Genomic DNA, 25,215 nt, shown 5'->3' on the forward strand with positions numbered 1-25,215 from the left:
GTAGTCCGATTAGTTGCGGTCGAGGTCGATGTCGATACCGAGCGAGCGGATTTCCTTCACCAACACGTTGAAGGATTCCGGCATGCCGGCGTCGATCACGTGATCGCCCTTGACCAGGTTTTCATAAACCTTGGTCCGGCCTGTCACGTCGTCCGACTTCACCGTCAGCATTTCCTGCAGCACGTACGATGCGCCGTACGCTTCGAGCGCCCACACTTCCATTTCACCGAAACGCTGGCCACCGAATTGCGCCTTACCGCCCAACGGCTGCTGCGTCACGAGCGAGTACGGGCCCGTGGAACGTGCGTGCATCTTGTCGTCGACCAAGTGGTGCAGCTTCAGGTAATGCATGTAGCCGACCGTCACCGTACGCTCGAACATTTCGCCCGTGCGGCCGTCGTACAGACGCACCTGATTCTTCGACGGCGTCATGCCGAGGTTCTTCGCGATGTCGTCCGGGAACGCCAGATCCAGCGCGCGCGACATTTCTTCTTCCGTCGCGCCGTCGAACACCGGCGTAGCGAACGGCACGCCTTCGCGCAGGTTCTTCGCCAGTTCGACGATCTCGTCGTCCGTGAAGCTGTCCAGCTCTTCAGCGCGGCCCGACTCGTTGTAGATCTTGGTCAGGAATTCGCGCAGTTCAGCGATCTTCGCCTGACGCTGCAGCATTTCGCCGATACGCCAGCCGAGACCCTTCGCGGCCCAGCCCAGATGCACTTCGAGAACCTGACCCACGTTCATCCGCGACGGCACGCCGAGCGGGTTCAGAACGACGTCAGCCGGACGGCCGTCGGCCATGTACGGCATGTCTTCGATCGGAACGATCTTCGACACGACACCCTTGTTACCGTGGCGGCCGGCCATCTTGTCGCCAGGTTGCAGGCGGCGTTTGACTGCCAGATAAACCTTGACCATCTTCAACACGCCCGGCGGCAGTTCGTCGCCTTGCGTGAGCTTCTTGCGCTTTTCTTCGAACGCCAGATCGAACTGGTGACGCTTCTGTTCGATCGAGTCCTTGATGGCTTCGAGCTGTGCCGCTGCTTCTTCGTCCGCGAGGCGGATGTCGAACCAGTGGTAGTGATCCAGATCTTGCAGGTAAGCCTGTTCGATCTTCGTGCCCTTGGCCAGTTTCTTCGGACCGCCGTTCGCGACCTTGCCGTCGAGCATACGTGCGAGACGCTGGAACGCGTCGCCTTCCACGATACGCAGCTGGTCGTTCAGGTCGAGGCGATAGCGCTTCAGTTCATCGTCGATGATCTGTTGCGCGCGCTTGTCGCGCTGAATGCCTTCACGCGTGAACACTTGAACGTCGATCACCGTGCCGCTCATGCCCGACGGCACGCGCAGCGACGTGTCTTTCACGTCCGAAGCCTTTTCACCGAAAATCGCGCGCAGCAGCTTTTCTTCCGGCGTCAGCTGGGTTTCGCCCTTCGGCGTGACTTTACCGACCAGCACGTCGCCTGCTTCGACTTCAGCGCCGATGTAGACGATGCCCGACTCATCGAGACGGCCGAGTTGCACTTCAGCCAGGTTCGAGATGTCGCGCGTGATTTCTTCCGGTCCGAGCTTCGTATCGCGAGCTACGACGTTCAGTTCTTCGATGTGGATCGACGTGTAACGGTCGTCGGCAACCACCTTCTCCGAGATCAAAATCGAATCTTCGAAGTTGTAGCCGTTCCACGGCATGAACGCGACCAGCATGTTCTGGCCGAGAGCCAGTTCGCCGAGGTCGGTCGATGCGCCGTCAGCCAGCACGTCGCCACGCGACACGATGTCGCCGACCTTCACGATCGGGCGCTGGTTGATGTTCGTGTTCTGGTTCGAACGCGTGTACTTGATCAGGTTGTAGATGTCCACGCCGACGTCGCCTGCAACGGCTTCATCGTCGTTCACGCGGATCACCATACGGCCTGCGTCGACGTAATCGACCACACCGCCACGGAATGCCTGAACCGTCGTACCCGAGTCGACTGCCACCGTGCGTTCGATACCCGTACCGACCACGGCCTTTTCAGGACGCAGACACGGCACAGCCTGACGCTGCATGTTCGAACCCATCAATGCGCGGTTCGCGTCATCGTGCTCGAGGAACGGAATCAACGATGCTGCCACCGACACGATCTGCGACGGCGCCACGTCCATGTACTGGATGCGGTCCGGCGTAACCATCAGCGTTTCGCCAGCTTCACGCGACGACACCAGTTCGTCGGTCAGCGAGCCGTCTTCGGCCACGGCCGCGTTCGCCTGAGCGATTACGTAACGGCCTTCTTCGATCGCCGACAGATAGTCGATCTGATCGGTCACCTTGCTGTCCACAACCTTGCGATACGGCGTTTCGAGGAAGCCGTATTCGTTCAGGTGAGCGTACAAAGCGAGCGAGTTGATCAGGCCGATGTTCGGACCTTCCGGCGTTTCAATCGGACACACGCGACCGTAGTGAGTCGGGTGCACGTCGCGGACTTCAAAGCCAGCGCGTTCACGCGTCAAACCGCCCGGGCCAAGAGCCGAAACACGGCGCTTGTGGGTGATTTCCGACAGCGGGTTCGTTTGGTCCATGAACTGCGACAGCTGCGACGAACCGAAGAACTCGCGAATCGCCGACGAAATCGGCTTCGAGTTGATCAGGTCGTGCGGCATCAGGTTTTCGCTTTCGGCCTGGCCGAGGCGTTCCTTCACAGCACGTTCGACACGCACGAGACCTGCGCGGAACTGGTTTTCCGCCAGTTCGCCGACGCAACGTACACGACGATTGCCCAAGTGGTCGATGTCGTCCACTTCGCCCTTGCCGTTACGCAGTTCGACCAGGATCTTGATCGTGGCGAGGATGTCGTCGTCTTGCAGCGTCATCGGGCCGACGATTTCGTCGCGGCCGACACGGCGATTGAACTTCATACGACCCACCTTGGACAGGTCGTATGCGTCTTCGCTGTAGAACAGACGGTTGAACAGCGCCTCGACCGCTTCTTCGGTCGGCGGTTCGCCCGGACGCATCATGCGATAGATCGCGATGCGGGCGGCCATCTTGTCCGCAGTTTCGTCGATACGCAGCGTCGACGAGATGTACGGACCTTGATCCAGATCGTTCGTGTAGAGCGTCTGGATATCTTTGATCTTCGACTCGCGCAGCTTCTCGAGCACGGTTTCCGTGATTTCGTCGTTCGCGTTAGCGATGACTTCACCCGTGTCGCCGTCGACGACGTTCTTTGCCAGCACGCGGCCGAGCAAATAGTCTTCCGGAACCGAGATGAACTTGGTCTTGGCGTTGTCGAGATCGCGAATGTGCTTCGCGTTGATCCGCTTGTCCTTCTGGACGATCACGTTGCCATCACGGTCCGTGATGTCGAAACGCGCGACTTCACCACGCAGACGCTCGGGAACGAATTCCATCTGCGCGCCTTCCGGCATCAGCGTGAAATTGTCGAATACGAAGAAGTTTGCGAGGATCTGTTCCGGCGTGAGGCCGATTGCCTTCAGCAGGATCGTGACCGGCATCTTGCGGCGACGGTCGACGCGGAAGTACAGCACGTCCTTCGGGTCGAACTCGAAGTCGAGCCACGAACCGCGGTAAGGAATGATACGTGCCGAGAACAGGAGCTTGCCCGAGCTGTGCGTCTTGCCCTTGTCGTGCTCGAAAAACACGCCCGGCGAACGGTGCAGCTGCGAAACGATCACACGTTCCGTGCCGTTGATGACGAACGAACCCGTCGGCGTCATGAGCGGAATTTCGCCCATGTACACTTCCTGTTCCTTCACTTCCTTGACGACCGGCTTGCTCGGCGATTCCTTGTCGAGCAGCACCAGGCGCACTTTCGCGCGCAGGGCCGAACAGTACGTCAAACCGCGCTGCTGACATTCCTTGATGTTGAATGCCGGCGGCGACAGCATGTAGCTGACGAACTCTAGACGAGCGAACCCGTTATGCGAAACAATCGGAAAAACGGAGGTAAACGCAGCTTGCAGGCCTTCCGGCTTGCGTTGCGTGGACGACGTGTCTGCTTGCAGAAACGTGCTGAATGATTCAAGCTGGGTAGCCAGCAGGAAAGGTACTTGGTGAACGATGGGGCGCTTCGCAAAACTCTTGCGAATACGCTTCTTCTCGGTGAAGGAATATTGCATACGATCTCCGAATCACGGCGGGCATTGTTGTCGAGGCAGGATACCTTGATGAGACAACCCGAGTGTTCACCGACTGAGACCCGATGGCCGTCCGATGGCTTGAACGAGCCTAGAAGCTTGGTGGTTGGCCGCTACCAACCGCTGGCTGACGGCAGCGGATGCCTATGTTGCCCGCTACCCGACCAAACTTGCCTTCTGCAGTCGCTTCAGAAGACAAAGAGAAGCGCCGGTCAATGTTGCCGAATGGCGATTTTCTTTGGCTTCTGGGGCGCCGGTTCTTGCCGAAACTGGCAGGCAAAAACGTTGTCCCCACAAAGCACAAAAAGGCCGGCGGTGGAAAACCGCCAGCCTTCGCACAGCGCGCTGAAACTTACTTGATTTCAGCTTTCGCGCCGGCTTCTTCCAGCTTCTTCTTGGCTTCTTCAGCAGCAGCCTTCGGTACCGATTCCTTAACAGGCTTCGGTGCGCCGTCGACCAGGTCCTTCGCTTCCTTCAGGCCGAGACCCGTCAGTTCGCGAACAGCCTTAATGACCGAAACCTTGTTCGCGCCGACTTCCGTCAGGTTGACCGTGAATTCGGTTTGCTCTTCAGCAGCAGCAGCCGCGCCGCCGCCTGCCGGGCCTGCCACTGCAACAGCAGCTGCCGACACGCCAAACTTTTCTTCGAACGCCTTGACCAGCTCGTTCAGTTCCAGAACCGACATCGAGCTTACTGCCTCGAGGATGTCTTCTTTTGCGATTGCCATTTGAAATACTCCTAAATTGAATTCGGATACAGCCAGCGATCAATCACGCTCGACTGAAGTGCATTACGCAGCGGTTTCTTCGCCTTGTTTCTTTTCTGCCAGCGCGGCCAGAGCGCGCGCAAAGCCAGAAACAGGTGCCTGCATAACGTACAACAGCTTGGAGAGCAGTTCTTCGCGGCTCGGGATGTTTGCCAGCGCTTGCACGCCAGCCTTGTCCATCACCTTGCCTTCGTAGGAACCGGCCTTGATGATCAACTTGTCATTGGTTTTGCCGAAGTCGTTGACGACCTTAGCAGCAGCAATTGCATCTTCCGAGATGCCGTAGATCAGCGGACCAGTCATCTGCTCTGCCAGCGGAGCAAACGGGGTACCTTCGACAGCGCGACGCGCCAGCGTGTTTTTCAACACACGAAGGTAAACCTGTTGCTCACGCGCTTTCGCGCGCAGCTTGGTCAGATCGCCAACCGCGATTCCACGATACTCAGCCAGAACCACGGTCTGGGCTTTCGCGACTTGCGCGGCAACCTCAGCGACGACGGCCTGCTTGCTTTCTTTGTTAAGTGGCACGGTTAACCTCCAGATTCGATACACGCAGCGTGCGCCTTGTGTACCGCGTTCAATAACGGCGTCCGACCAGTCAGGAGTATTTCGACCGCCTGAGCCCCGCATTGCTGCGGGTATCAACCGGCTTCATCACTACAAAACCTTTTCGGGTTCGCCATCTGCGTTGGCTTTACATTAAGGACGCGCCTACCAGCTGCGCACCCGCCAACGGTCTTTGACAACCGGTCGCTCGATGCAGACTACCCACCTTACGACCGCCCAAAGCCCATAAAACCGCCCCGACTCACGCCGAGGCGATGAAATTCATTACTGTGCAGCGATCGATGCCTGGTCGACGCGAACGCCGACGCCCATCGTGCTCGACAGCGCAACCTTACGCAGGTAGACACCCTTGCTCGTTGCCGGCTTCGCCTTTTGCAGCGCGTCGACGAGAGCGTTCAGGTTGCTACGCAGAGCTGTCGGCTCGAAGGAAGCACGGCCGATGGTAGCGTGGATGATACCGGCCTTGTCGACGCGGAATTGCACCTGACCAGCCTTAGCGTTCTTGACGGCAGTCGCGACGTCCGGCGTGACCGTACCGACCTTCGGGTTCGGCATCAGGCCGCGCGGGCCGAGGATCTGGCCGAGCGTACCGACAACGCGCATCGTGTCCGGCGAAGCGATCACAATGTCGAAGTCCAACTTGCCAGCCTTGACTTGTTCAGCCAGGTCTTCCATACCGACCACTTCTGCGCCGGCTGCACGAGCTTGCTCAGCCTTTTCGCCCTGTGCGAACACTGCGACGCGAACCGACTTACCCGTACCAGCCGGCAGCACGACCGAGCCACGAACCACTTGGTCCGACTTCTTCGCGTCGATGCCGAGTTGCACAGCGACGTCGATCGACTCGTCGAACTTCGCGCTTGCACATTCCTTCACGAGCGACAGAGCTTCGTCGATTGCGTACAGCTTTTGACGATCAACCTTGGCTGCAAATGCTTGCAGACGCTTTGAAAGCTTAGCCATTTACACGCCCTCCACGGTGATGCCCATCGAGCGGGCGCTACCAGCGATCGTACGAACCGCTGCGTCAAGATCAGCTGCCGTCAGATCGGGCATCTTGGTCTTGGCGATATCTTCAGCCTGAGCGCGGGTGATCTTGCCGACCTTGTCGGTATGCGGCTTGCTCGAACCCTTATCGATCTTTGCTGCCTTCTTGATCAGAACCGTTGCCGGCGGCGTCTTCAGAACGAACGTGAAGCTCTTGTCCGCAAACGCGGTGATCACGACCGGAGTCGGCAGACCCGGTTCCAGTGCTTGAGTCTGCGCGTTGAACGCCTTGCAGAACTCCATGATGTTCAGGCCGCGTTGACCCAGTGCCGGGCCGACCGGCGGCGACGGATTGGCTTTACCTGCAGGAATCTGCAGCTTGATAAAGCCGATAATTTTCTTTGCCATGTTGAAGACCTCTTTGGAACACCGCACGGGTACATGCGGACGTTCAGTGAGTAGTAGCGCGCGTTCGCCAAAAAATCGGGTACTTACGCTCCTCAACGGTCATTACGCGGACCGTAAGCGCGAAATACGGAACGCACCGACTGGTGCGCTCCGCAGAATTCTGGACTACAGCTTTTCGACCTGGCCGAATTCCAGCTCGACCGGCGTTGCGCGGCCGAAGATTGTAACGGAAACACGGACACGCGACTTTTCGTAGTTCACTTCTTCGACGCTGCCGTTGAAATCCGTGAACGGACCGTCCTTCACCCGCACCATCTCGCCGACTTCGAACAGGGTCTTTGGACGCGGCTTTTCCACGCCTTCCTGCATTTGCGACATGATCTTCTCGACTTCCCGCGGGGAAATCGGACTGGGACGATTACGCGCACCGCCTACGAAACCCGTCACCTTTGCCGTGTTTTTCACGAGGTGCCACGTCTCGTCAGTCATTTCCATTTCGACGAGCACATAGCCCGGAAAGAAACGACGCTCGGTCACCGATTTGTGACCGCCCTTCACCTCGACGACTTCTTCAGTCGGAACGAGGATTTGACCAAACTGGTCTTGCATGCCAGCACGTTCAATGCGCTCCTGAAGCGCACGTTGCACGCTCTTCTCCATGCCGGAGTAGGCGTGCACCACGTACCAACGTTTGCCGCTCGGGGATGCCGGAGTATCGCTCATATCATTTCCAACCCAGAATCACCGAGAAAATCGCCCATTCGATGGATTTATCACTAACCCAAAGAAGGATCGCCATGACGAACACGAAGCCGAACACCACGAGCGTCGTCTGGGTAGCCTCTTTGCGAGTCGGCCAAACAACCTTGCGGACTTCCTTGTACGAATCTTTGGCGAAAGCGATGAAACCCTTGCCAGGCGCGGAGAGAAGACCGACTGCAATACCCGCGATCGCACCAACAGCCAAGGCGGCTCCGCGGACGTACCATTCCTGGCCGCTGAGCCAGAAGAACCCCACGAACCCGGCCAAGACCAACAATACGCCCGCGACGAGCATCAGCTTGTCGCCGGATGTATTTACAGTTTCGACGGAAGGATTCGCCATAACACCTTAACGAAGCGCCACGTACGGCGCGAGAGTTGGCAGGGGCAGAGGGAATCGAACCCCCAACCTTCGGTTTTGGAGACCGACGCTCTGCCAGTTGAGCTATACCCCTAAACCATTTTGGGGTTGACGACACCGCCAACCCCGAAACTACCGATTAACGAGAACTTTCTGGCGTTACTCGAGAATCTTGGCAACCACACCTGCGCCGACCGTACGGCCGCCTTCGCGGATTGCGAAACGCAGACCTTCTTCCATCGCGATCGGGTTGATCAGCTTCACCGTGATCGACACGTTGTCGCCCGGCATGACCATTTCCTTGTCCTTCGGCAACTCGATCGAGCCCGTCACGTCCGTCGTACGGAAGTAGAACTGCGGACGATAGTTGTTGAAGAACGGCGTGTGACGGCCACCTTCGTCCTTGCTCAGCACGTACACTTCAGCCGTGAAGTGCGTGTGCGGGTTGATCGAACCCGGCTTGGCCAGCACCTGGCCACGCTCCACGTCTTCACGCTTCGTGCCGCGCAGCAGGATACCCACGTTGTCGCCTGCCTGACCCTGGTCGAGCAGCTTGCGGAACATTTCCACGCCCGTGCAGGTCGTCTTCACCGTCGGCTTGATACCGACAATTTCGATTTCCTCGCCGACCTTCACGACGCCGCGCTCAACGCGACCCGTCACCACCGTGCCGCGACCCGAGATCGAGAACACGTCTTCCACCGGCATCAGGAACGCACCGTCAACTGCGCGCTCCGGCGTCGGGATGTACGTGTCCAGCGCGTCGGCCAGATTCATGATCGCCACTTCACCCAGCTCGCCCTTGTCGCCTTCCAGCGCCAGCTTGGCCGAACCCTTAATGATCGGCGTGTCGTCGCCCGGGAAGTCGTACTTCGACAGAAGTTCGCGAACTTCCATCTCGACCAGCTCCAGCAGCTCAGCGTCGTCCACCATGTCGCACTTGTTCAGGAACACGATGATGTACGGCACGCCAACCTGACGCGCCAGCAGGATGTGCTCACGCGTTTGCGGCATCGGGCCGTCAGCGGCCGAACACACCAGGATCGCGCCGTCCATCTGCGCTGCGCCCGTGATCATGTTCTTCACATAGTCAGCGTGGCCCGGGCAGTCGACGTGTGCGTAGTGGCGGTTTGCCGTTTCGTACTCGACGTGTGCCGTGTTGATCGTGATACCACGTGCCTTTTCTTCCGGCGCCGCGTCGATCTGGTCGTATGCCTTCGCTTCGCCGCCAAACTTCTGCGTCAGAACCGTCGTGATCGCTGCCGTCAGCGTGGTCTTGCCGTGGTCAACGTGACCGATCGTGCCGACGTTCACGTGCGGCTTGGTCCGCTCAAACTTACCCTTGGCCATTTTCGACTCCTAAGAGGATTTTTCCGTACGTTGCGCCGGGCGCAAACAATCACCGAGTACGTCTGGTGCCCATGGGCAGGATCGAACTGCCGACCTCTCCCTTACCAAGGGAGTGCTCTACCACTGAGCCACATGGGCGCTACTTCTGTATTGCTGGAGCGGGTGAAGGGAATCGAACCCTCGTCGTAAGCTTGGAAGGCTTCTGCTCTACCATTGAGCTACACCCGCAAGGATCCATGGATTCCCAACAACTGCTGCAACTTGCATTCTGGTGGAGGAGGTTGGATTCGAACCAACGTAGGCGTAAGCCAACAGATTTACAGTCTGCCCCCTTTAGCCACTCGGGCACCCCTCCGCAGAGAACTGATGATTATGGGGGAACAACCGCTTGTTGTCAAGACTTGCTTGACCGTTCCAAACCCAAGGCTCTCACTTATATAGTGATTTCAGCGCTGCCGTAAACGCAGAAACCCCACCTTTGTGGGGTGGGGTTTCTGTTTGCTGCTGGGGAGCCTGACGATTACCTACTTTCACACGGGTAATCCGCACTATCATCGGCGTGGAGTCGTTTCACGGTCCTGTTCGGGATGGGAAGGGGTGGGACCGACTCGCTATGGTCATCAGGCATGACTTGTTGCTGCACTGCTCGTGGAGCAATACAGCCAATCGGGAAGAAGTAGTTTCTGGTGATGCTCACCAGGGGTAAAGCTGTTGGGGTTGTGTTGTTTCTGGCACAACACGATCACTTAACCTGAGTGTCCTTGCCCCCTTCGGGGGTGGGATGCCCGTCAGTGCTGAAGCACTAACGATCATCGCAAAACACACCTGTTATAGGATCAAGCCTTACGGGCAATTAGTATCAGTTAGCTTAACGCATTACTGCGCTTCCACACCTGACCTATCAACGTCCTGGTCTTGAACGACCCTTCAAGGGGCTCGAAGCCCCGGGGATATCTCATCTTAAGGCGAGTTTCCCGCTTAGATGCTTTCAGCGGTTATCTCTTCCGAACATAGCTACCCGGCGATGCCACTGGCGTGACAACCGGTACACCAGAGGTTCGTCCACTCCGGTCCTCTCGTACTAGGAGCAGCCCCCTTCAAATATCCAGCGCCCACGGCAGATAGGGACCAAACTGTCTCACGACGTTTTAAACCCAGCTCACGTACCTCTTTAAATGGCGAACAGCCATACCCTTGGGACCGGCTACAGCCCCAGGATGAGATGAGCCGACATCGAGGTGCCAAACACCGCCGTCGATATGAACTCTTGGGCGGTATCAGCCTGTTATCCCCAGAGTACCTTTTATCCGTTGAGCGATGGCCCTTCCATACAGAACCACCGGATCACTATGACCTGCTTTCGCACCTGCTCGACTTGTCGGTCTCGCAGTTAAGCACGCTTATGCCATTGCACTATCAGCACGATTTCCGACCGTACCTAGCGTACCTTCGTACTCCTCCGTTACACTTTGGGAGGAGACCGCCCCAGTCAAACTGCCTACCATGCACTGTCCCCGATCCGGATTACGGACCAAGGTTAGAACCTCAAACAAACCAGGGTGGTATTTCAAGGGCGGCTCCACGCAGACTGGCGTCCACGCTTCAAAGCCTCCCACCTATCCTACACAGACCGGTTCAAAGTCCAATGCAAAGCTACAGTAAAGGTTCATGGGGTCTTTCCGTCTAGCCGCGGGGAGATTGCATCATCACAAACACTTCAACTTCGCTGAGTCTCGGGAGGAGACAGTGTGGCCATCGTTACGCCATTCGTGCAGGTCGGAACTTACCCGACAAGGAATTTCGCTACCTTAGGACCGTTATAGTTACGGCCGCCGTTTACCGGGACTTCAATCAAGAGCTTGCACCCCATCATTTAATCTTCCGGCACCGGGCAGGCGTCACACCCTATACGTCCACTTTCGTGTTTGCAGAGTGCTGTGTTTTTATTAAACAGTCGCAGCCACCAGTTTATTGCAACCCCTTCACCCTCTGCCCGCAGGGGCATCAAGCTACAGGGGCGTACCTTATCCCGAAGTTACGGTACCAATTTGCCGAGTTCCTTCTCCCGAGTTCTCTCAAGCGCCTTAGAATACTCATCTCGCCCACCTGTGTCGGTTTGCGGTACGGTCTTGTTAAACTGAAGCTTAGAGGCTTTTCTTGGAACCACTTCCGATTGCTTCTTCACCGAAGTGAATGGCCTCGCACCCTTGAATCCTGCGCCCGGATTTGCCAAAGCGCCTTCTCCAATGCAAGGACCGGGACTTCCAACACCCGGACAACCTTCCGCGATCCGTCCCCCCATCGCATTTAACAATGGTGCAGGAATATTAACCTGCTTCCCATCAGCTACGCATTTCTGCCTCGCCTTAGGGGCCGACTCACCCTACGCCGATGAACGTTGCGTAGGAAACCTTGGGCTTACGGCGAGGGGGCTTTTCACCCCCTTTATCGCTACTCATGTCAGCATTCGCACTTCCGATACCTCCAGCACACTTTCCAGTGCACCTTCGCAGGCTTACGGAACGCTCTCCTACCATGCACATAAATGTGCATCCGCAGCTTCGGTATATTGCTTAGCCCCGTTACATCTTCCGCGCAGGACGACTCGATCAGTGAGCTATTACGCTTTCTTTAAAGGATGGCTGCTTCTAAGCCAACCTCCTGACTGTTTTAGCCTTCCCACTTCGTTTCCCACTTAGCAATATTTGGGGACCTTAGCTGGCGGTCTGGGTTGTTTCCCTCTTGACACCGGACGTTAGCACCCGATGTCTGTCTCCCGTGATTGCACTCTTCGGTATTCGGAGTTTGCTATGGCGTAGTAATCCGCAATGGACCCCACAACCATGACAGTGCTCTACCCCCGAAGGTGATACACGAGGCACTACCTAAATAGTTTTCGGAGAGAACCAGCTATTTCCAGGTTTGTTTAGCCTTTCACCCCTATCCACAGCTCATCCCCTAACTTTTCAACGTTAGTGGGTTCGGACCTCCAGTACGTGTTACCGCACCTTCATCCTGGCCATGGATAGATCACCTGGTTTCGGGTCTACACCCAGCGACTGAATCGCCCTGTTCGGACTCGCTTTCGCTACGCCTGCCCTAATCGGTTAAGCTTGCCACTGAATGTAAGTCGCTGACCCATTATACAAAAGGTACGCCGTCACCCTCTTTCAAAGGCTCCGACTGTTTGTATGCATGCGGTTTCAGGATCTGTTTCACTCCCCTCCCGGGGTTCTTTTCGCCTTTCCCTCACGGTACTGGTTCACTATCGGTCGATCACGAGTATTTAGCCTTGGAGGATGGTCCCCCCATCTTCAGACAGGATTTCACGTGTCCCGCCCTACTTGTCGCATACCTAGTTCTTCCAATCTGTTTTCGCCTACGGGGCTATCACCCGCTATGGCCGCACTTTCCAGAGCGTTTGGCTAACAGTTCAGATAAAGAATGCAGGCTGGTCCCATTTCGCTCGCCACTACTCTGGGAATCTCGGTTGATTTCTTTTCCTGCGGTTACTTAGATGTTTCAGTTCACCGCGTTCGCTTCGCGTAGCCTATGTATTCAGCTACGGATGACCCATACGGGCCGGGTTTCCCCATTCGGATATCGGTGGATCAAAGCTCGTTTGCCAGCTCCCCACCGCTTTTCGCAGGCTACCGCGTCCTTCATCGCCTGTGATCGCCAAGGCATCCACCACATGCACTTGTTCGCTTGACCCTATAACGGGTGTGTCTCTCCCGATTCACATGCCGCTACAGGTTGAGTATTCGTGTTGCGCCGTATTCCAAAAGCGATCTTTCGATCTCTCTTTTCATACATTGATACAATCACAACCCTGATTCACCTACTCAACCACCCATCTCTAAGTGATCTTTCGTGAATCTCTTTACTACTTCTTCCTGATTGTTAAAGAACGACAGCCGATATAAAGCTCTGCTTCATATCACTCTGACTGGCTCAATCGCCAATGCACAGTGCTCTGCTTTTACTACCCGCAGAACGCTACGCATTGAGGATTGGTGGAGGATGACGGGATCGAACCGACGACCCCCTGCTTGCAAAGCAGGTGCTCTCCCAGCTGAGCTAATCCCCCAGTCATGCACAGATAATCTCTACCTGCATTGATACCCAGGGGTCTTAGTCGCCAAACTCGGCGATCAGCACACCAGACAAGACTTTGGTGGGTCTGGATGGATTCGAACCATCGACCCCCGCCTTATCAAGACGGTGCTCTAACCGACTGAGCTACAGACCCCTGAGTCTGTCCTGATTTCACAGCCGATAAGCGTGAGCGCTCAACGCATTGCTTTTACGCAACTGACACGTTCGCTCGAGAAAGGAGGTGATCCAGCCGCACCTTCCGATACGGCTACCTTGTTACGACTTCACCCCAGTCATGAATCCTACCGTGGTGACCGTCCTCCTTGCGGTTAGACTAGCCACTTCTGGTAAAACCCACTCCCATGGTGTGACGGGCGGTGTGTACAAGACCCGGGAACGTATTCACCGCGGCATGCTGATCCGCGATTACTAGCGATTCCAGCTTCACGCACTCGAGTTGCAGAGTGCGATCCGGACTACGATCGGTTTTCTGGGATTGGCTCCCCCTCGCGGGTTGGCGACCCTCTGTTCCGACCATTGTATGACGTGTGAAGCCCTACCCATAAGGGCCATGAGGACTTGACGTCATCCCCACCTTCCTCCGGTTTGTCACCGGCAGTCTCCCTAGAGTGCTCTTGCGTAGCAACTAGGGACAAGGGTTGCGCTCGTTGCGGGACTTAACCCAACATCTCACGACACGAGCTGACGACAGCCATGCAGCACCTGTGTTATGGCTCCCTTTCGGGCACTCCCACCTCTCAGCAGGATTCCATACATGTCAAGGGTAGGTAAGGTTTTTCGCGTTGCATCGAATTAATCCACATCATCCACCGCTTGTGCGGGTCCCCGTCAATTCCTTTGAGTTTTAATCTTGCGACCGTACTCCCCAGGCGGTCAACTTCACGCGTTAGCTACGTTACCAAGTCAATGAAGACCCGACAACTAGTTGACATCGTTTAGGGCGTGGACTACCAGGGTATCTAATCCTGTTTGCTCCCCACGCTTTCGTGCATGAGCGTCAGTATTGGCCCAGGGGGCTGCCTTCGCCATCGGTATTCCTCCACATCTCTACGCATTTCACTGCTACACGTGGAATTCTACCCCCCTCTGCCATACTCTAGCCCGCCAGTCACAAATGCAGTTCCCAGGTTAAGCCCGGGGATTTCACATCTGTCTTAGCGGACCGCCTGCGCACGCTTTACGCCCAGTAATTCCGATTAACGCTTGCACCCTACGTATTACCGCGGCTGCTGGCACGTAGTTAGCCGGTGCTTATTCTTCCGGTACCGTCATCCCCCTCAGGTATTAACCAAGAGGTTTTCTTTCCGGACAAAAGTGCTTTACAACCCGAAGGCCTTCTTCACACACGCGGCATTGCTGGATCAGGCTTGCGCCCATTGTCCAAAATTCCCCACTGCTGCCTCCCGTAGGAGTCTGGGCCGTGTCTCAGTCCCAGTGTGGCTGGTCGTCCTCTCAGACCAGCTACAGATCGTCGCCTTGGTAGGCCTTTACCCCACCAACTAGCTAATCTGCCATCGGCCGCCCCTGTAGCGCGAGGTCCTAAGATCCCCCGCTTTCATCCGCAGATCGTATGCGGTATTAATCCGGCTTTCGCCGGGCTATCCCCCACTACAGGACACGTTCCGATGTATTACTCACCCGTTCGCCACTCGCCACCAGGATTGCTCCCGTGCTGCCGTTCGACTTGCATGTGTAAGGCATGCCGCCAGCGTTCAATCTGAGCCAGGATCAAACTCTTCAGTTCAAACCTGTTACTGTTTTTCGGTTGTTTTACCAACCGGTCGCTCACTCAACGTACTGACGAATGATCCTTCCATCTTTCAATGGAAAAACCTTCCTTTCATTACTGTGTGAGACTTGATACTTTCGCTTCATCCGGCAGATCCCGAAGGACCCGCCGGCGCGTCGCGCATCAAGCGCCCACACTTATCGGCTGTTAATTTTTAAAGATCGATTACGCATTCACTACCGAACCCGTACCGCAGGTCGTCAACATCACAACCACCCGGCACCGCTTCGTTCTGCGTCGCTGCATCAGCAGCAGAGAAACGAGATTATGAAGGCTCTTTTTCGTTTCGTCAACAACATTTTTTCGCTTTCGCTTAAAACCCTGTTGACGCTACGGCCGCTGGTTTCTGCCGCGGCCCTCGTTCTGCAACGAGGAGGCGAATCTTAGGTGAACATCGGCCATATAACAAGGGTTTGACCGAAATCTTTTTTTGGCGGCTCATTTGTGGGTTGAATTCACCACTGCGTCCATCGGAACCACGTCGGCCATCGCGGCGTAGCCGGCGTCGCTGGGATGGATGTGATCGCCGCTGTCAAGGTTGCGCCGCAGACGATCCGGCTGCGCCGGATCACGCAGCGCGGCGTCGAAGTCCACCACGCCGTCGAAGGCATGGCTCGTCCGAATCCATTGGTTGACGGCGAGCCGCATGCTTTCTCTCTGCGGCGGAAGCGACGCCGGCGTCAGCGTCGCACCGAACAGCTTCACGCCGGCGTGCCGGGCTGCGGTGATCAGCCGCTGGTATCCGGCAATCAGATCGGCGGCCGTCACCGACGTGTGCGGAAAATCGCAATCGAGACCATTACGCGGCGGCATGGCCGCGAAGTTGATGTCATTGATGCCGATGAGCAGAATCGCCGTCTTGACGCCCGGGCGCGCGAGCACGTCGTGCTCGAAGCGCGTCGCGAGCGCGTCGCCGTAGCAAGGGGAGTCGCTCAGCAGGCGGTTGCCGCTGATCCCGAGATTGACAATCGCGGTCGACCGGTCGCCGCTAGCGGCAAACCGGCGCGCCAACGCGTCCGGCCAGCGGCGATTCTGGTTCAGGCTGGAGCGCATGCCGTCTGTGATCGAATCGCCGATCGCAGCAACGGCAGCGGATGCAGGCGCCGCGTCTACCGACAATCCGGTTACCCACACATATTGTGTGAACCTACCGCGAAACGCCTCGGCAGAAGCGTCCGCCGCGTGATTACCCGGCGCCGAAACGTAGTTCACCTGGTTCGACACACGATGCCACGCCACGATACGCTGCTCGGCCCCCATAAATGCGCTGACGGCATAGGGCGCACCTTCGGCGATATCGAGCGCGACGGGGTCACTGTCCAACTCGCCACCCGGCGGAATCGAGACCGCACTCTTGCCGCTGAACGTCACGCGCGCCTCACCATTACCAGCCGCCGCGCCACCCGCAGAACGCGCGATCCGCAGGTCTTCGATGACGAGCGGAGTTTTACCGTACCGATTGCTAAGATGAACCCGCGCGGACTTTCCGGACAGCGTCGGATAAACGATCTGGCGCACTGTGCGCCCGGCTACTTCCGGTGCGCGATACAGCGGCGGCAGGTCCGCCCGCTGAGGAATAGGTTGCAGCGCAGTCGCCCATGCGGTGACCCAATGTGCCGGGGCGTCGGCTGCGAAAACGGTCGGGGAAACGGCAAATTGGGCAAATAACGCCGCGCAACATGCGGCGGCCAGGGTGCGAATGGTCATTCGGGTGGTCGGTTGAAGGCGAAACGTGCATTGTGCCCGATCGCTCCAGCCGTCGCGGGTCTCCGCGACGGGATTCGCGCGCGGCCGACTCAGGCCGTCTGCGCTCCGGCCATCTTCAACGCCAGCGCTTCGGCGACTTCGATCCCGTCGATGGCAGCCGAGTAGATCCCGCCGGCATAGCCCGCTCCTTCGCCGGCCGGATACAGGCCTTCGACGTTCATGCTCTGATAGTCGTCCCGCCGCCGCACGCGAATCGGCGACGACGTTCTCGTCTCGACGCCCGTCAGCACGGCGTCGTGCATCGCGAACCCGGCGATCTTCTTGTCCATCTCCGGCAAGGCTTCGCGAATGGCCTCGATCACGTAGTCGGGAAGCGCCGTGCTGAGATCGGTCGGATGCACGCCGGGCTTGTAGGACGGCACCACCGAACCCAGCGACGTGGACGGCCGGCCGGCGATAAAGTCGCCGACCAGCTGGCCCGGCGCCATATAGTTGCCGCCACCCAGCTCGAAAGCCCGGTCTTCCCATTTGCGCTGAAAAGCGATTCCGGCGAGCGGGCCGCCCGGATAATCGTCCGGCGTGATGCCAACCACGATCCCCGCGTTGGCATTCCGCTCCGCCCGCGAATACTGGCTCATGCCGTTGGTCACCACGCGGCCCGGTTCGGAGGTCGCCGCCACCACGGTGCCGCCCGGGCACATGCAGAAACTGTAGACGGCGCGCCCGTTGCTGCAGTGGTGCACCACCTTATAGTCGGCGGCGCCAAGCTGCTTGTGACCGGCAAACTTGCCGAAACGGCTGCGGTCGATCAAACCCTGCGGGTGTTCAATACGGAAACCGAGTGAAAACGGCTTCGCCTCAATGTAGACGCCGCGGTCGTTCAGCATCTGGAAGGTGTCGCGCGCGCTATGCCCGACGGCCAGCACCACATGATCGCAGCGCAGCGTTTCGCCGGTCGACAGCTTCAGCGCACGCACCTTGCCCTGATCGATCTCGATATCGTCGACGCGGGTTTCGAAACGCACCTCGCCGCCCAGCTCGTGGATGGTCGCGCGCATTTTTTCAACCATGCTCACCAGCCGGAACGTGCCGATATGCGGCCGGCTCAGAAACAGAATGTCTTCCGGCGCGCCAGCCCGCACGAATTCGTCGAGCACCTTGCGGCCGTAATGCTTCGGATCCTTGATCTGGCTGTACAGCTTGCCGTCCGAGAAAGTGCCCGCGCCGCCTTCGCCGAACTGCACATTCGATTCGGGATTGAGCACCGACTTACGCCACAAGCCGAAGGTGTCCTTGGTGCGCTCGCGCACGGCCTTGCCGCGCTCGAGGATGATTGGCCGGAAACCCATTTGCGCCAGGATCAACCCGGCAAACAGGCCGCACGGCCCCATGCCGATCACGACCGGGCGCAGCGCGGTCATCTGCGCCGGCGCCTTGGCGACGAACCGGTAGGCCATGTCTGGCGTCACGCCGCAATGTGGCACGTCGGCGAGCCGCTTGAGCGCCGCCGCTTCATCCGTCACCTCGGCATCGACGATGTAGGTGAGCTTGATGTCGGCGCGCTTGCGCGCATCGTGCGCGCGACGAAACACGGTGTATCGGATGAGCCCGTCCGCGGCCACGCCGAGTTCCGCGAGACGCGCACGCACGGCGGCTTCGAGGGCGCTCTCGGGATGATCGAGCGGGAGTTTGATTTCGCTTAAACGTAACATGAGTACCGGGGGATGCAGGAAGGCCGCAAATCGCGGCCAATTCGCAATTTTATAGGTTTATTGTGGGGGCGGGGCGCCGGCGCAGACGAAACGCCTTGCTAATGAATCTCTTCCCTGCCCCATCGGCCCGATCGACTCATCTCAAAAAATTTATTAACCGACCGGTCGGTTGGCTTATACTGTGCGCACACAGACAACTTCCGCAGAGAGCGCCCCCATGTACACGCAATCCCTGGATATTCCCGGCAATGTCGCCCCGCTAGACGCGGGCGCAGACTCGTCCGAGCAGATGCGGTTCGACGCGGTCATGGCCGCCGACGGCAAGATCGAAGCTCAGGACTGGATGCCTGAGGCCTACCGCAAGACGCTGGTTCGGCAAATCTCGCAGCACGCGCATTCGGAAATCGTCGGCATGCTGCCGGAAGGCAACTGGATCACGCGCGCGCCCAGCCTGAAGCGCAAGGCGATTCTGCTTGCCAAAGTGCAGGACGAGGCCGGCCACGGCCTCTATCTATATAGCGCGGCGGAAACGCTCGGTGTGTCGCGCGATCAGCTGATCGCCGCGCTGCACTCGGGCAAAGCCAAATATTCGAGCATCTTCAATTACCCGACACCTACATGGGCGGACGTCGGCGTGATCGGCTGGCTGGTGGACGGCGCGGCGATCATGAACCAGATTCCGCTGTGCCGTTGCACGTACGGCCCGTACGCGCGCGCCATGATCCGCATCTGCAAGGAAGAGTCGTTCCACCAACGGCAGGGCTTCGACGCCCTCATGTCGATGATGGCCGGCACCGAAGCACAGCGCGAACTGGTCCAGCAGGCGGTGAACCGCTGGTGGTGGCCGGTGCTGATGATGTTCGGCCCGAGCGACAAGGATTCGATCCACAGCAACCAGTCGTCGAAATGGGGCATCAAGCGCATTTCGAATGACGATCTACGTCAGAAATTCGTCGACGCCACCGTCGACCAGGCCAAGGTGCTCGGCGTCACGCTGCCCGATCCGGACCTGAAATGGAACGAAGCGCGCGGCCATCACGACTACGGCGACATCGACTGGGAAGAATTCTGGCGCGTGGTGAACGGCGACGGCCCGTGTAACCGCGAGCGTCTCGCCACCCGCGTCAAGGCCCACGACGACGGTGCCTGGGTCCGCGAAGCCGCCCTCGCCCACGCCGAAAAACAGCGCCAGCGCGCACAACAGCACGCCGCCTGACCGCGCGGTGTGCCGGACAAAGAATCAGGAGATCTGCAATGAACAAGGAATGGCCGATTTGGGAAGTCTTCGTGCGCAGCAAGCAGGGACTCGACCACAAACACTGCGGCAGCCTGCACGCCGCCGACGCGCCGATGGCGCTGCGCATGGCGCGCGACGTCTACACACGCCGCCAGGAAGGCGTGAGCATCTGGGTGGTGCCGTCGTCGGCGATTACGGCGTCCGCGCCGGAAGACAAGGCAGAGCTGTTCGAACCGGCCGGCGACAAGATCTACCGCCACCCGACGTTCTACACGCTCCCCGACGAAGTCAACCACATGTAAGCGCGGCCATGACCATCACGCCCCAACATCTTCAGTACGTGCTGCGCCTCGCGGATACCGCGCTGATCCTCGGTCAGCGCAATACCGAATGGTGCGGCCACGGCCCGATCCTCGAAGAGGACATCGCGCTGTCGAACATGAGCCTCGACCTGATCGGCCAGGCGCGCCTGCTGTACACACACGCGGCGTCGCTCGAACAGCAGCTCACCGGCAAAAACCGCACGGAAGACGACTACGCGTACTTTCGCGCCGAGCGCGAGTTTGCCAACTACACGCTTGCCGAGTTGCCGCATGTCGGCCCGCTGTCGGCTACCGCAAAAACTGAAAAGGATTACGCGGTCACGATCGTGCGCAACTTTCTCTACTCGACGCTGATGGCGCATCTCTGGACGGCGCTCACGGCTTCCACCGACGAGCAACTGGCGGCGATCGCATCGAAGTCGATCAAGGAAACCAGCTATCACGTGCACCACGCACGCGAGTGGCTGATCCGTTTCGGCGACGGCACCGAGGAATCGCATCGCCGAGCGCAAGCCGCGTTGGACTATCTGGTGCCGTACACGCGGGAGTTCTTCAGCACGGACGCCGTCGAGGAAGGCATTGCGTCAGCCGGCATCGGCCCGCTGACGTCGGACCTCGAAGCAGCGTGGCTCGACGACGTGCGCGCCACGCTCGACGAAGCCACCTTGACACTGCCCGAACCGGTCAAGCACATCACGATCGGCAAGCACGGCGAGCATTCCGAGCACATGGGTTTCGTGCTGGCCGAAATGCAGAGCCTCGCGCGTCAGCATCCCGGCGCCACCTGGTAATCCAACGATGACGACTTCGACGGCCCTCCGCACGACCGACATGACCGACGCCACACTTGAACGCGCATGGGCCGTGCTCGAAACGGTGCCCGATCCGGAGATTCCGGTGGTGTCGATTCGCGAACTCGGCATTTTGCGCGACGTGCGGCGCGCCGCCGACGGCACGCTCGAAGTCGTGATCACGCCGACCTACTCCGGTTGCCCGGCCATGTCGCAGATCGCCGAGGACGTCGCGCACGCGCTCGACGTGGCGGAACTCAAACCTTATCGGATCGCCACGGTGCTCGCGCCGGCCTGGACGACCGACTGGATGACCGCCGACGCGCGCGAAAAATTACGCGCCTACGGCATCGCGCCGCCCACGGGCAATTGCGGTTCGCCCGCGCCCGTGCAGGAAAAAGTGATGCGCTTCGTGCCCCGCGCGCTGCCCGCGCCGTCCTGCCCGCGTTGCGGCTCGGCGCACACCGAGCGTCTCGCGCAATTCGGCTCGACCGCGTGCAAAGCCTTGTACCGCTGCCTCGACTGCCGCGAGCCCTTCGACTACTTCAAACCATACTGATATGGCCACTCCGCAATTTCACCCGCTGCGTATCCGCGAAGTACGACCCGAAACCGCCGATTCGGTTTCGGTCGCCTTCGAAGTCCCCGCCGAACTGCGTGACCACTATCGCTTCACGCAAGGCCAGTTCGTCACGCTGAAGACGCATATCGACGGTGAGGAAACGCGCCGTTCGTATTCGATCTGCGTCGGCGTCACCGACTACGACCGCGACGGCGAACTGCGCATCGGCATCAAGCGCGTACGCGGCGGGCGTTTCTCGAACTTTGCCTTCGATACGCTGCAGCCCGGCCACACGATCGACGTGATGACACCGGACGGGCGCTTCTTCACCCATCTGAACGCCGATCAGGGTCAGCAATATCTGGCGTTCTCGGGCGGTTCGGGCATCACGCCGGTGCTGGCCATCATCAAGACGACGCTCGAAGTCGAACCGCGCAGCACCTTCACGCTCGTGTACGGCAACCGTAGCGTCGATCAGATCATGTTCGCGGAAGAGCTTGAGGATCTGAAGAACCGCTTCATGAACCGCTTCGTGCTCTATCACGTGCTGTCCGACGATCTGCAGGACGTCGAGCTATTCAACGGCGTGCTCGATCAGGAGAAGTGCGCGGCCTTCATCGAGAATCTGCTGCCGGCCGAGGCGATCGACGAAGCCTTCATTTGCGGCCCCGCTCCGATGATGGACGCCGCCGAAGCCGCGCTGAAAGCCGCCGGCGTGCCATCGGAGAAGGTACATGTGGAACGCTTCGGTTCGCCGCTGCCGCAAGCGGGTGTGCCGCCGGTCGAAATCACCGAAGACACGCCTGCTGCCGACCTGGAAATCGTACTCGACGGCAAACGCCGCAAGCTGCGCCTGCCGTATCAGGGCGTGAGCGTGCTCGACGTCGGCCTGCGCGCCGGTCTCGCGCTGCCATATGCGTGCAAGGGCGGCGTCTGCTGCACCTGCCGCGCGAAGGTGCTGGAAGGCGAAGTGAAGATGGAAAAGAACTACACGCTCGAAGAACACGAAATCCGCGACGGTTTCGTGCTGACGTGTCAATGTCATCCGATCAGCGACCGCGTGGTGGTCAGCTACGACGAACGTTGAGCCCAATGCGGCGGACGAACCTGCTGGACGTCCGTCGCGCTTTGAGCAGGTCCGCGATCCGCTTACACTAGGGGCCGCTCGCGACCGGACACCTGTTCCGGTCGATGAGCGGCCCCTAGTGTTGTTAACCGCCCCACACCACTGCCGATGAGCACGATCCACCTTACCAATGGCGATGTCGCCGCCGAGTCACTGCGCACCGCGTTGCGGGATGCGGGCCGCGACGAGCGCGTGCACGCATTGCGCGACGATCTCGCGGTCGGCCCGCTGCGCGGCGTCGACGACGCGCCCGACGTGCGCGCGGACTTCTGGGATCGCGTGAGCGCCGACACGAAGCGCGATTTCCTTCGGGAATTCCGCGAGCAGGCCGCGGCGCTGGAGAATATCGCGCGCGGCGAAGCGAATCTGGTGGTCTGGCACGGCGAAAGCGCATCGGATCAATTGATGCTGCGCCGCGTCTGCTACCACTTGCGCAACAACCCGCAGCGCCTGAACGAAGTGCGTCTGTCGATTCGCGATCTCACCGATCCGGGCGCGTGGGCGCATAGCCGCAAAGACCGCGCGACGTCGGTCGGCATGTTTGCGCCGCCCGTGCTGCAATCCCGTCTTGCGGACGCCGCGCCGATTTCGGTGCTGCGCATCAGCCGGCTCGCGCTCGAATGGCAGGAAGTCAAACACGCGAACGGCGAAACGCGGCGCTGGCGCGACAATACATTCACGAGCGGCAGCTTCGCGGAGCTGGACGCGCTGATATTCGAGCACGTCACAGAAGACTGGCAGCCCGCCGCGCGCGTTGCCGCCGAATTGATGACGGCCGAACTCGGCTTTCTGGTCAGCGACAGCATTGCGCTGTGGCGCTTCCGGGAACTGGCTGCAACCCGGCGCATCAAGCTACGCGGCGACGCGAACGGCTGGCGCACGCTCGAATTGTGCGCAGCGTTCGCACCCTGTCCACACTAATAGAACAGACGACTATGGCCCGCACCCGAGCGCCCGACCACGAAACTCAGCGCGAGCAGATTCTTGAACTCGCCGCGGCGAAGTTCGCCCAGACCAGCTATCCCAGCACCTCGATGGCCGACCTCGCCGCCGCGAGCGGCACTTCGAAAGCGCGCCTGTACCACTACTACGCGAGCAAGGAAGCGATCCTGTTCGATCTGTTGGACCGCTATACCAAGCGGCTCATGCTGATAATCGCGGAAGTGGAAGGCGCGAGTCAGCGGCGCGGCTTGTCAGAGCGCGAAACCTTCGCGGAGCTGATCCGGGCATTTCTGTCGGAATATGAGACGTCGCATAGCCGGCACGTCGCGCTGTTGAACGACGTGAAGTATCTGGTCGATACCCAGCGCGAAGTGATCCTGAACCGCCAGCGTGACGTGGTGGCGGCTTTTGCGCGGCAGTTGGCGCGCGCCTATCCGGAGCGCGCCACGCGCGACAACCAGACCGCGCTCACCATGATGGTGTTCGGCATGATCAACTGGACCTTCACCTGGCTGAAGCCGGACGGCCGGCTGGGCTACCGTGAGTTCGCCGAACAGGTGGTCGGCATGGTGGACCACGGCTTGAGTTCAAATCAGCCCTGATTCCGCGCTGCAGCAATATGCAGACGAAATAACGTGCCAGTGTGATCGATGTGCGACATCGTGTCACGAACGCTCGTATCATTTATTTACCCTTTAAAATCAAACACATAAAAATAGGGCGCAAACTTTTTAGGCGCTCCCCTCAAATATTGATACGGGTTTTCCCTAGTGCGCAGTGTGTATCTCCGCTAAAATTGCTTTTGCGGTGCACCACGCCGCTCGACCAAAAGGAGAACCCGACCATGAACTTGACTACACCCCGCGCTGCTGAGCCGATCGTTGCGCATGATCGTTTGATGCAGCCAGCCGGTCGTGCGCCTGCTCTGGTCCGCGAACTCACCGCAGTCGACCGCGAACGCCTGCTCACCCACTTCCTCGCGCTCGACGAAGACGACCGGCTCCTGCGCTTCGGCCAGATCGTGCCGGACCACGTCATTGAAAACTATGTTCGTGCGATCGACTTCAAGCGCGACACCGTCTTCGGCGTCTTCAACAATCAATTGGAGTTGACCGGCGTCGGCCACCTGGCTTATCTGCCGGCCGAAGGCGACAAGCGCACGGCCGAGTTCGGCGTGTCCGTGCTGGAAAGCGTCCGCGGCCAGGGCATCGGCTCGAAGCTGTTCGAGCGCGCCGCCATTCGCAGCCGCAATACGCACGTCGGCATGCTGTACATGCACTGCCTGTCGCGCAATTCGACCATGATGCATATCGCGAAGAAGGCAGGCATGAAGATCGAATATGCCTACGGTGAGGCAGACGCGTACCTCACGCTGTCGCCGGCGGATCAATCGAGCATCATCACGGAAATGCTGCAGGAACAGGCTGCCGTGTTCGACTATGCGCTCAAGCGGCAAGCGTGTCGCACGTCGAAGCTGTTCGAGTCGTTCATGCCGACGGCTGTCGCAGCCTGAGAACACCAAGCTTCAGCAAGAACAAAGGGCGGCCACGTGGCCGCCCTTTTTGTTTGCGC

At 59.0% G+C, this 25,215-nt stretch carries 19 protein-coding genes, 6 tRNA genes and 3 rRNA genes; 9 read left to right on the plus strand and 19 right to left on the minus strand.

From position 1 onward, the window contains the following. Positions 1-9 precede the first annotated feature (9 nt). Positions 10-4,116, minus strand: coding sequence for a DNA-directed RNA polymerase subunit beta (gene rpoB / locus B0G81_RS24115; RefSeq protein ID WP_106284137.1), 4,107 nt, complete (start codon positions 4,114-4,116; stop codon positions 10-12). Between the two features lie 124 nt (positions 4,117-4,240). On the opposite strand from rpoB, the gene B0G81_RS24120 reads away from it, so the two are divergent. Further along, on the plus strand, positions 4,241-4,483 hold the full coding sequence (locus B0G81_RS24120) for a hypothetical protein (RefSeq protein ID WP_134138530.1): 243 nt from the start codon (positions 4,241-4,243) through the stop codon (positions 4,481-4,483). A gap of 3 nt (positions 4,484-4,486) precedes the next feature. On the opposite strand, the gene rplL is transcribed toward B0G81_RS24120, so the two are convergent. From rplL to B0G81_RS24210, 18 genes are all read right to left on the minus strand, one after another. After that, the gene (gene rplL, locus B0G81_RS24125) at positions 4,487-4,861 is read right to left on the minus strand and encodes a 50S ribosomal protein L7/L12 (RefSeq protein ID WP_011490060.1); all 375 of its coding nucleotides are present in this window, start codon (positions 4,859-4,861) and stop codon (positions 4,487-4,489) included. Between the two features lie 63 nt (positions 4,862-4,924). Beyond that, positions 4,925-5,428, minus strand: a complete 504-nt coding sequence (gene rplJ, locus B0G81_RS24130) for a 50S ribosomal protein L10 (protein WP_007180144.1) — start codon at positions 5,426-5,428, stop codon at positions 4,925-4,927. A gap of 303 nt (positions 5,429-5,731) precedes the next feature. Then, on the minus strand, positions 5,732-6,430 hold the full coding sequence (rplA, locus tag B0G81_RS24135; RefSeq protein WP_007180145.1) for a 50S ribosomal protein L1: 699 nt from the start codon (positions 6,428-6,430) through the stop codon (positions 5,732-5,734). Beyond that, entirely contained in the window at positions 6,431-6,862 is a 432-nt protein-coding gene (gene rplK / locus B0G81_RS24140; protein ID WP_012434578.1) for a 50S ribosomal protein L11, read from the minus strand. A gap of 165 nt (positions 6,863-7,027) precedes the next feature. Beyond that, on the minus strand, positions 7,028-7,585 hold the full coding sequence (nusG, locus tag B0G81_RS24145) for a transcription termination/antitermination protein NusG (protein ID WP_007180147.1): 558 nt from the start codon (positions 7,583-7,585) through the stop codon (positions 7,028-7,030). A gap of 1 nt (position 7,586) precedes the next feature. Next, positions 7,587-7,967 carry a preprotein translocase subunit SecE gene (gene secE / locus B0G81_RS24150; RefSeq protein WP_106284136.1) on the minus strand — a complete coding sequence of 127 codons (381 nt, stop codon included), beginning with the start codon at positions 7,965-7,967 and terminating at the stop codon, positions 7,587-7,589. A 36-nt stretch (positions 7,968-8,003) separates the two neighbouring features. Beyond that, a tRNA-Trp gene (locus B0G81_RS24155) sits at positions 8,004-8,079 on the minus strand. Between the two features lie 65 nt (positions 8,080-8,144). Continuing rightward, positions 8,145-9,335: an elongation factor Tu gene (gene tuf / locus B0G81_RS24160; RefSeq protein WP_012434572.1), complete on the minus strand. Its 1,191-nt coding sequence runs from the start codon at positions 9,333-9,335 to the stop codon at positions 8,145-8,147. Positions 9,336-9,398: 63 nt separating this feature from the next. Next, positions 9,399-9,473: transfer RNA gene (locus tag B0G81_RS24165), tRNA-Thr, on the minus strand. Between the two features lie 16 nt (positions 9,474-9,489). Then, positions 9,490-9,563: transfer RNA gene (locus tag B0G81_RS24170), tRNA-Gly, on the minus strand. Between the two features lie 41 nt (positions 9,564-9,604). Beyond that, positions 9,605-9,690 (minus strand) — tRNA-Tyr (locus B0G81_RS24175). 156 nt (positions 9,691-9,846) lie between these two features. Further along, a 5S ribosomal RNA gene (rrf, locus tag B0G81_RS24180) occupies positions 9,847-9,960 on the minus strand. A 207-nt stretch (positions 9,961-10,167) separates the two neighbouring features. Beyond that, positions 10,168-13,049 (minus strand): 23S ribosomal RNA (locus B0G81_RS24185). A gap of 300 nt (positions 13,050-13,349) precedes the next feature. Next, a tRNA-Ala gene (locus B0G81_RS24190) sits at positions 13,350-13,425 on the minus strand. Positions 13,426-13,510: 85 nt separating this feature from the next. Then, positions 13,511-13,587: transfer RNA gene (locus B0G81_RS24195), tRNA-Ile, on the minus strand. Positions 13,588-13,667: 80 nt separating this feature from the next. Next, positions 13,668-15,198: ribosomal RNA gene (locus tag B0G81_RS24200) — 16S ribosomal RNA — on the minus strand. The 16S, 23S and 5S rRNA genes sit together here with 5 tRNA genes alongside, the layout of an rRNA operon. Before the next feature lie 483 nt (positions 15,199-15,681). Then, on the minus strand, positions 15,682-16,950 hold the full coding sequence (locus B0G81_RS24205; RefSeq protein WP_134138531.1) for an SGNH/GDSL hydrolase family protein: 1,269 nt from the start codon (positions 16,948-16,950) through the stop codon (positions 15,682-15,684). An 89-nt stretch (positions 16,951-17,039) separates the two neighbouring features. Further along, positions 17,040-18,662 (minus strand): NAD(P)/FAD-dependent oxidoreductase, encoded by a 1,623-nt coding sequence (locus B0G81_RS24210; RefSeq protein WP_134138532.1) that lies wholly within the window; start codon positions 18,660-18,662, stop codon positions 17,040-17,042. A gap of 217 nt (positions 18,663-18,879) precedes the next feature. Between B0G81_RS24210 and paaA the strand changes: the two genes are divergently transcribed. The 8 genes from paaA (at position 18,880) to B0G81_RS24250 (ending at position 25,156) form a co-directional block, all read left to right on the plus strand. Then, positions 18,880-19,878, plus strand: coding sequence for a 1,2-phenylacetyl-CoA epoxidase subunit PaaA (paaA, locus tag B0G81_RS24215; RefSeq protein WP_116143825.1), 999 nt, complete (start codon positions 18,880-18,882; stop codon positions 19,876-19,878). 38 nt (positions 19,879-19,916) lie between these two features. Continuing rightward, positions 19,917-20,201, plus strand: coding sequence for a 1,2-phenylacetyl-CoA epoxidase subunit PaaB (paaB, locus tag B0G81_RS24220; RefSeq protein WP_007179854.1), 285 nt, complete (start codon positions 19,917-19,919; stop codon positions 20,199-20,201). Positions 20,202-20,209: 8 nt separating this feature from the next. Continuing rightward, positions 20,210-21,013: a 1,2-phenylacetyl-CoA epoxidase subunit PaaC gene (gene paaC / locus B0G81_RS24225; protein ID WP_134138533.1), complete on the plus strand. Its 804-nt coding sequence runs from the start codon at positions 20,210-20,212 to the stop codon at positions 21,011-21,013. Between the two features lie 7 nt (positions 21,014-21,020). After that, positions 21,021-21,572, plus strand: coding sequence for a 1,2-phenylacetyl-CoA epoxidase subunit PaaD (gene paaD, locus B0G81_RS24230; protein ID WP_134138534.1), 552 nt, complete (start codon positions 21,021-21,023; stop codon positions 21,570-21,572). Between the two features lies 1 nt (position 21,573). Next, positions 21,574-22,662 carry a 1,2-phenylacetyl-CoA epoxidase subunit PaaE gene (gene paaE, locus B0G81_RS24235; protein ID WP_134138535.1) on the plus strand — a complete coding sequence of 363 codons (1,089 nt, stop codon included), beginning with the start codon at positions 21,574-21,576 and terminating at the stop codon, positions 22,660-22,662. 147 nt (positions 22,663-22,809) lie between these two features. After that, positions 22,810-23,622 carry a DUF1835 domain-containing protein gene (locus B0G81_RS24240; protein WP_116143821.1) on the plus strand — a complete coding sequence of 271 codons (813 nt, stop codon included), beginning with the start codon at positions 22,810-22,812 and terminating at the stop codon, positions 23,620-23,622. A 14-nt stretch (positions 23,623-23,636) separates the two neighbouring features. Further along, a complete protein-coding gene (locus B0G81_RS24245) occupies positions 23,637-24,245 on the plus strand; it encodes a TetR/AcrR family transcriptional regulator (RefSeq protein WP_134138536.1) in 609 nt (202 codons plus the stop codon). Between the two features lie 242 nt (positions 24,246-24,487). Then, on the plus strand, positions 24,488-25,156 hold the full coding sequence (locus B0G81_RS24250; RefSeq protein WP_106286043.1) for a GNAT family protein: 669 nt from the start codon (positions 24,488-24,490) through the stop codon (positions 25,154-25,156). Positions 25,157-25,215 lie beyond the last annotated feature (59 nt).

Origin of the sequence: Paraburkholderia sp. BL6665CI2N2 (assembly GCF_004366535.1) — a bacterium.
Taxonomy (GTDB): domain Bacteria; phylum Pseudomonadota; class Gammaproteobacteria; order Burkholderiales; family Burkholderiaceae; genus Paraburkholderia.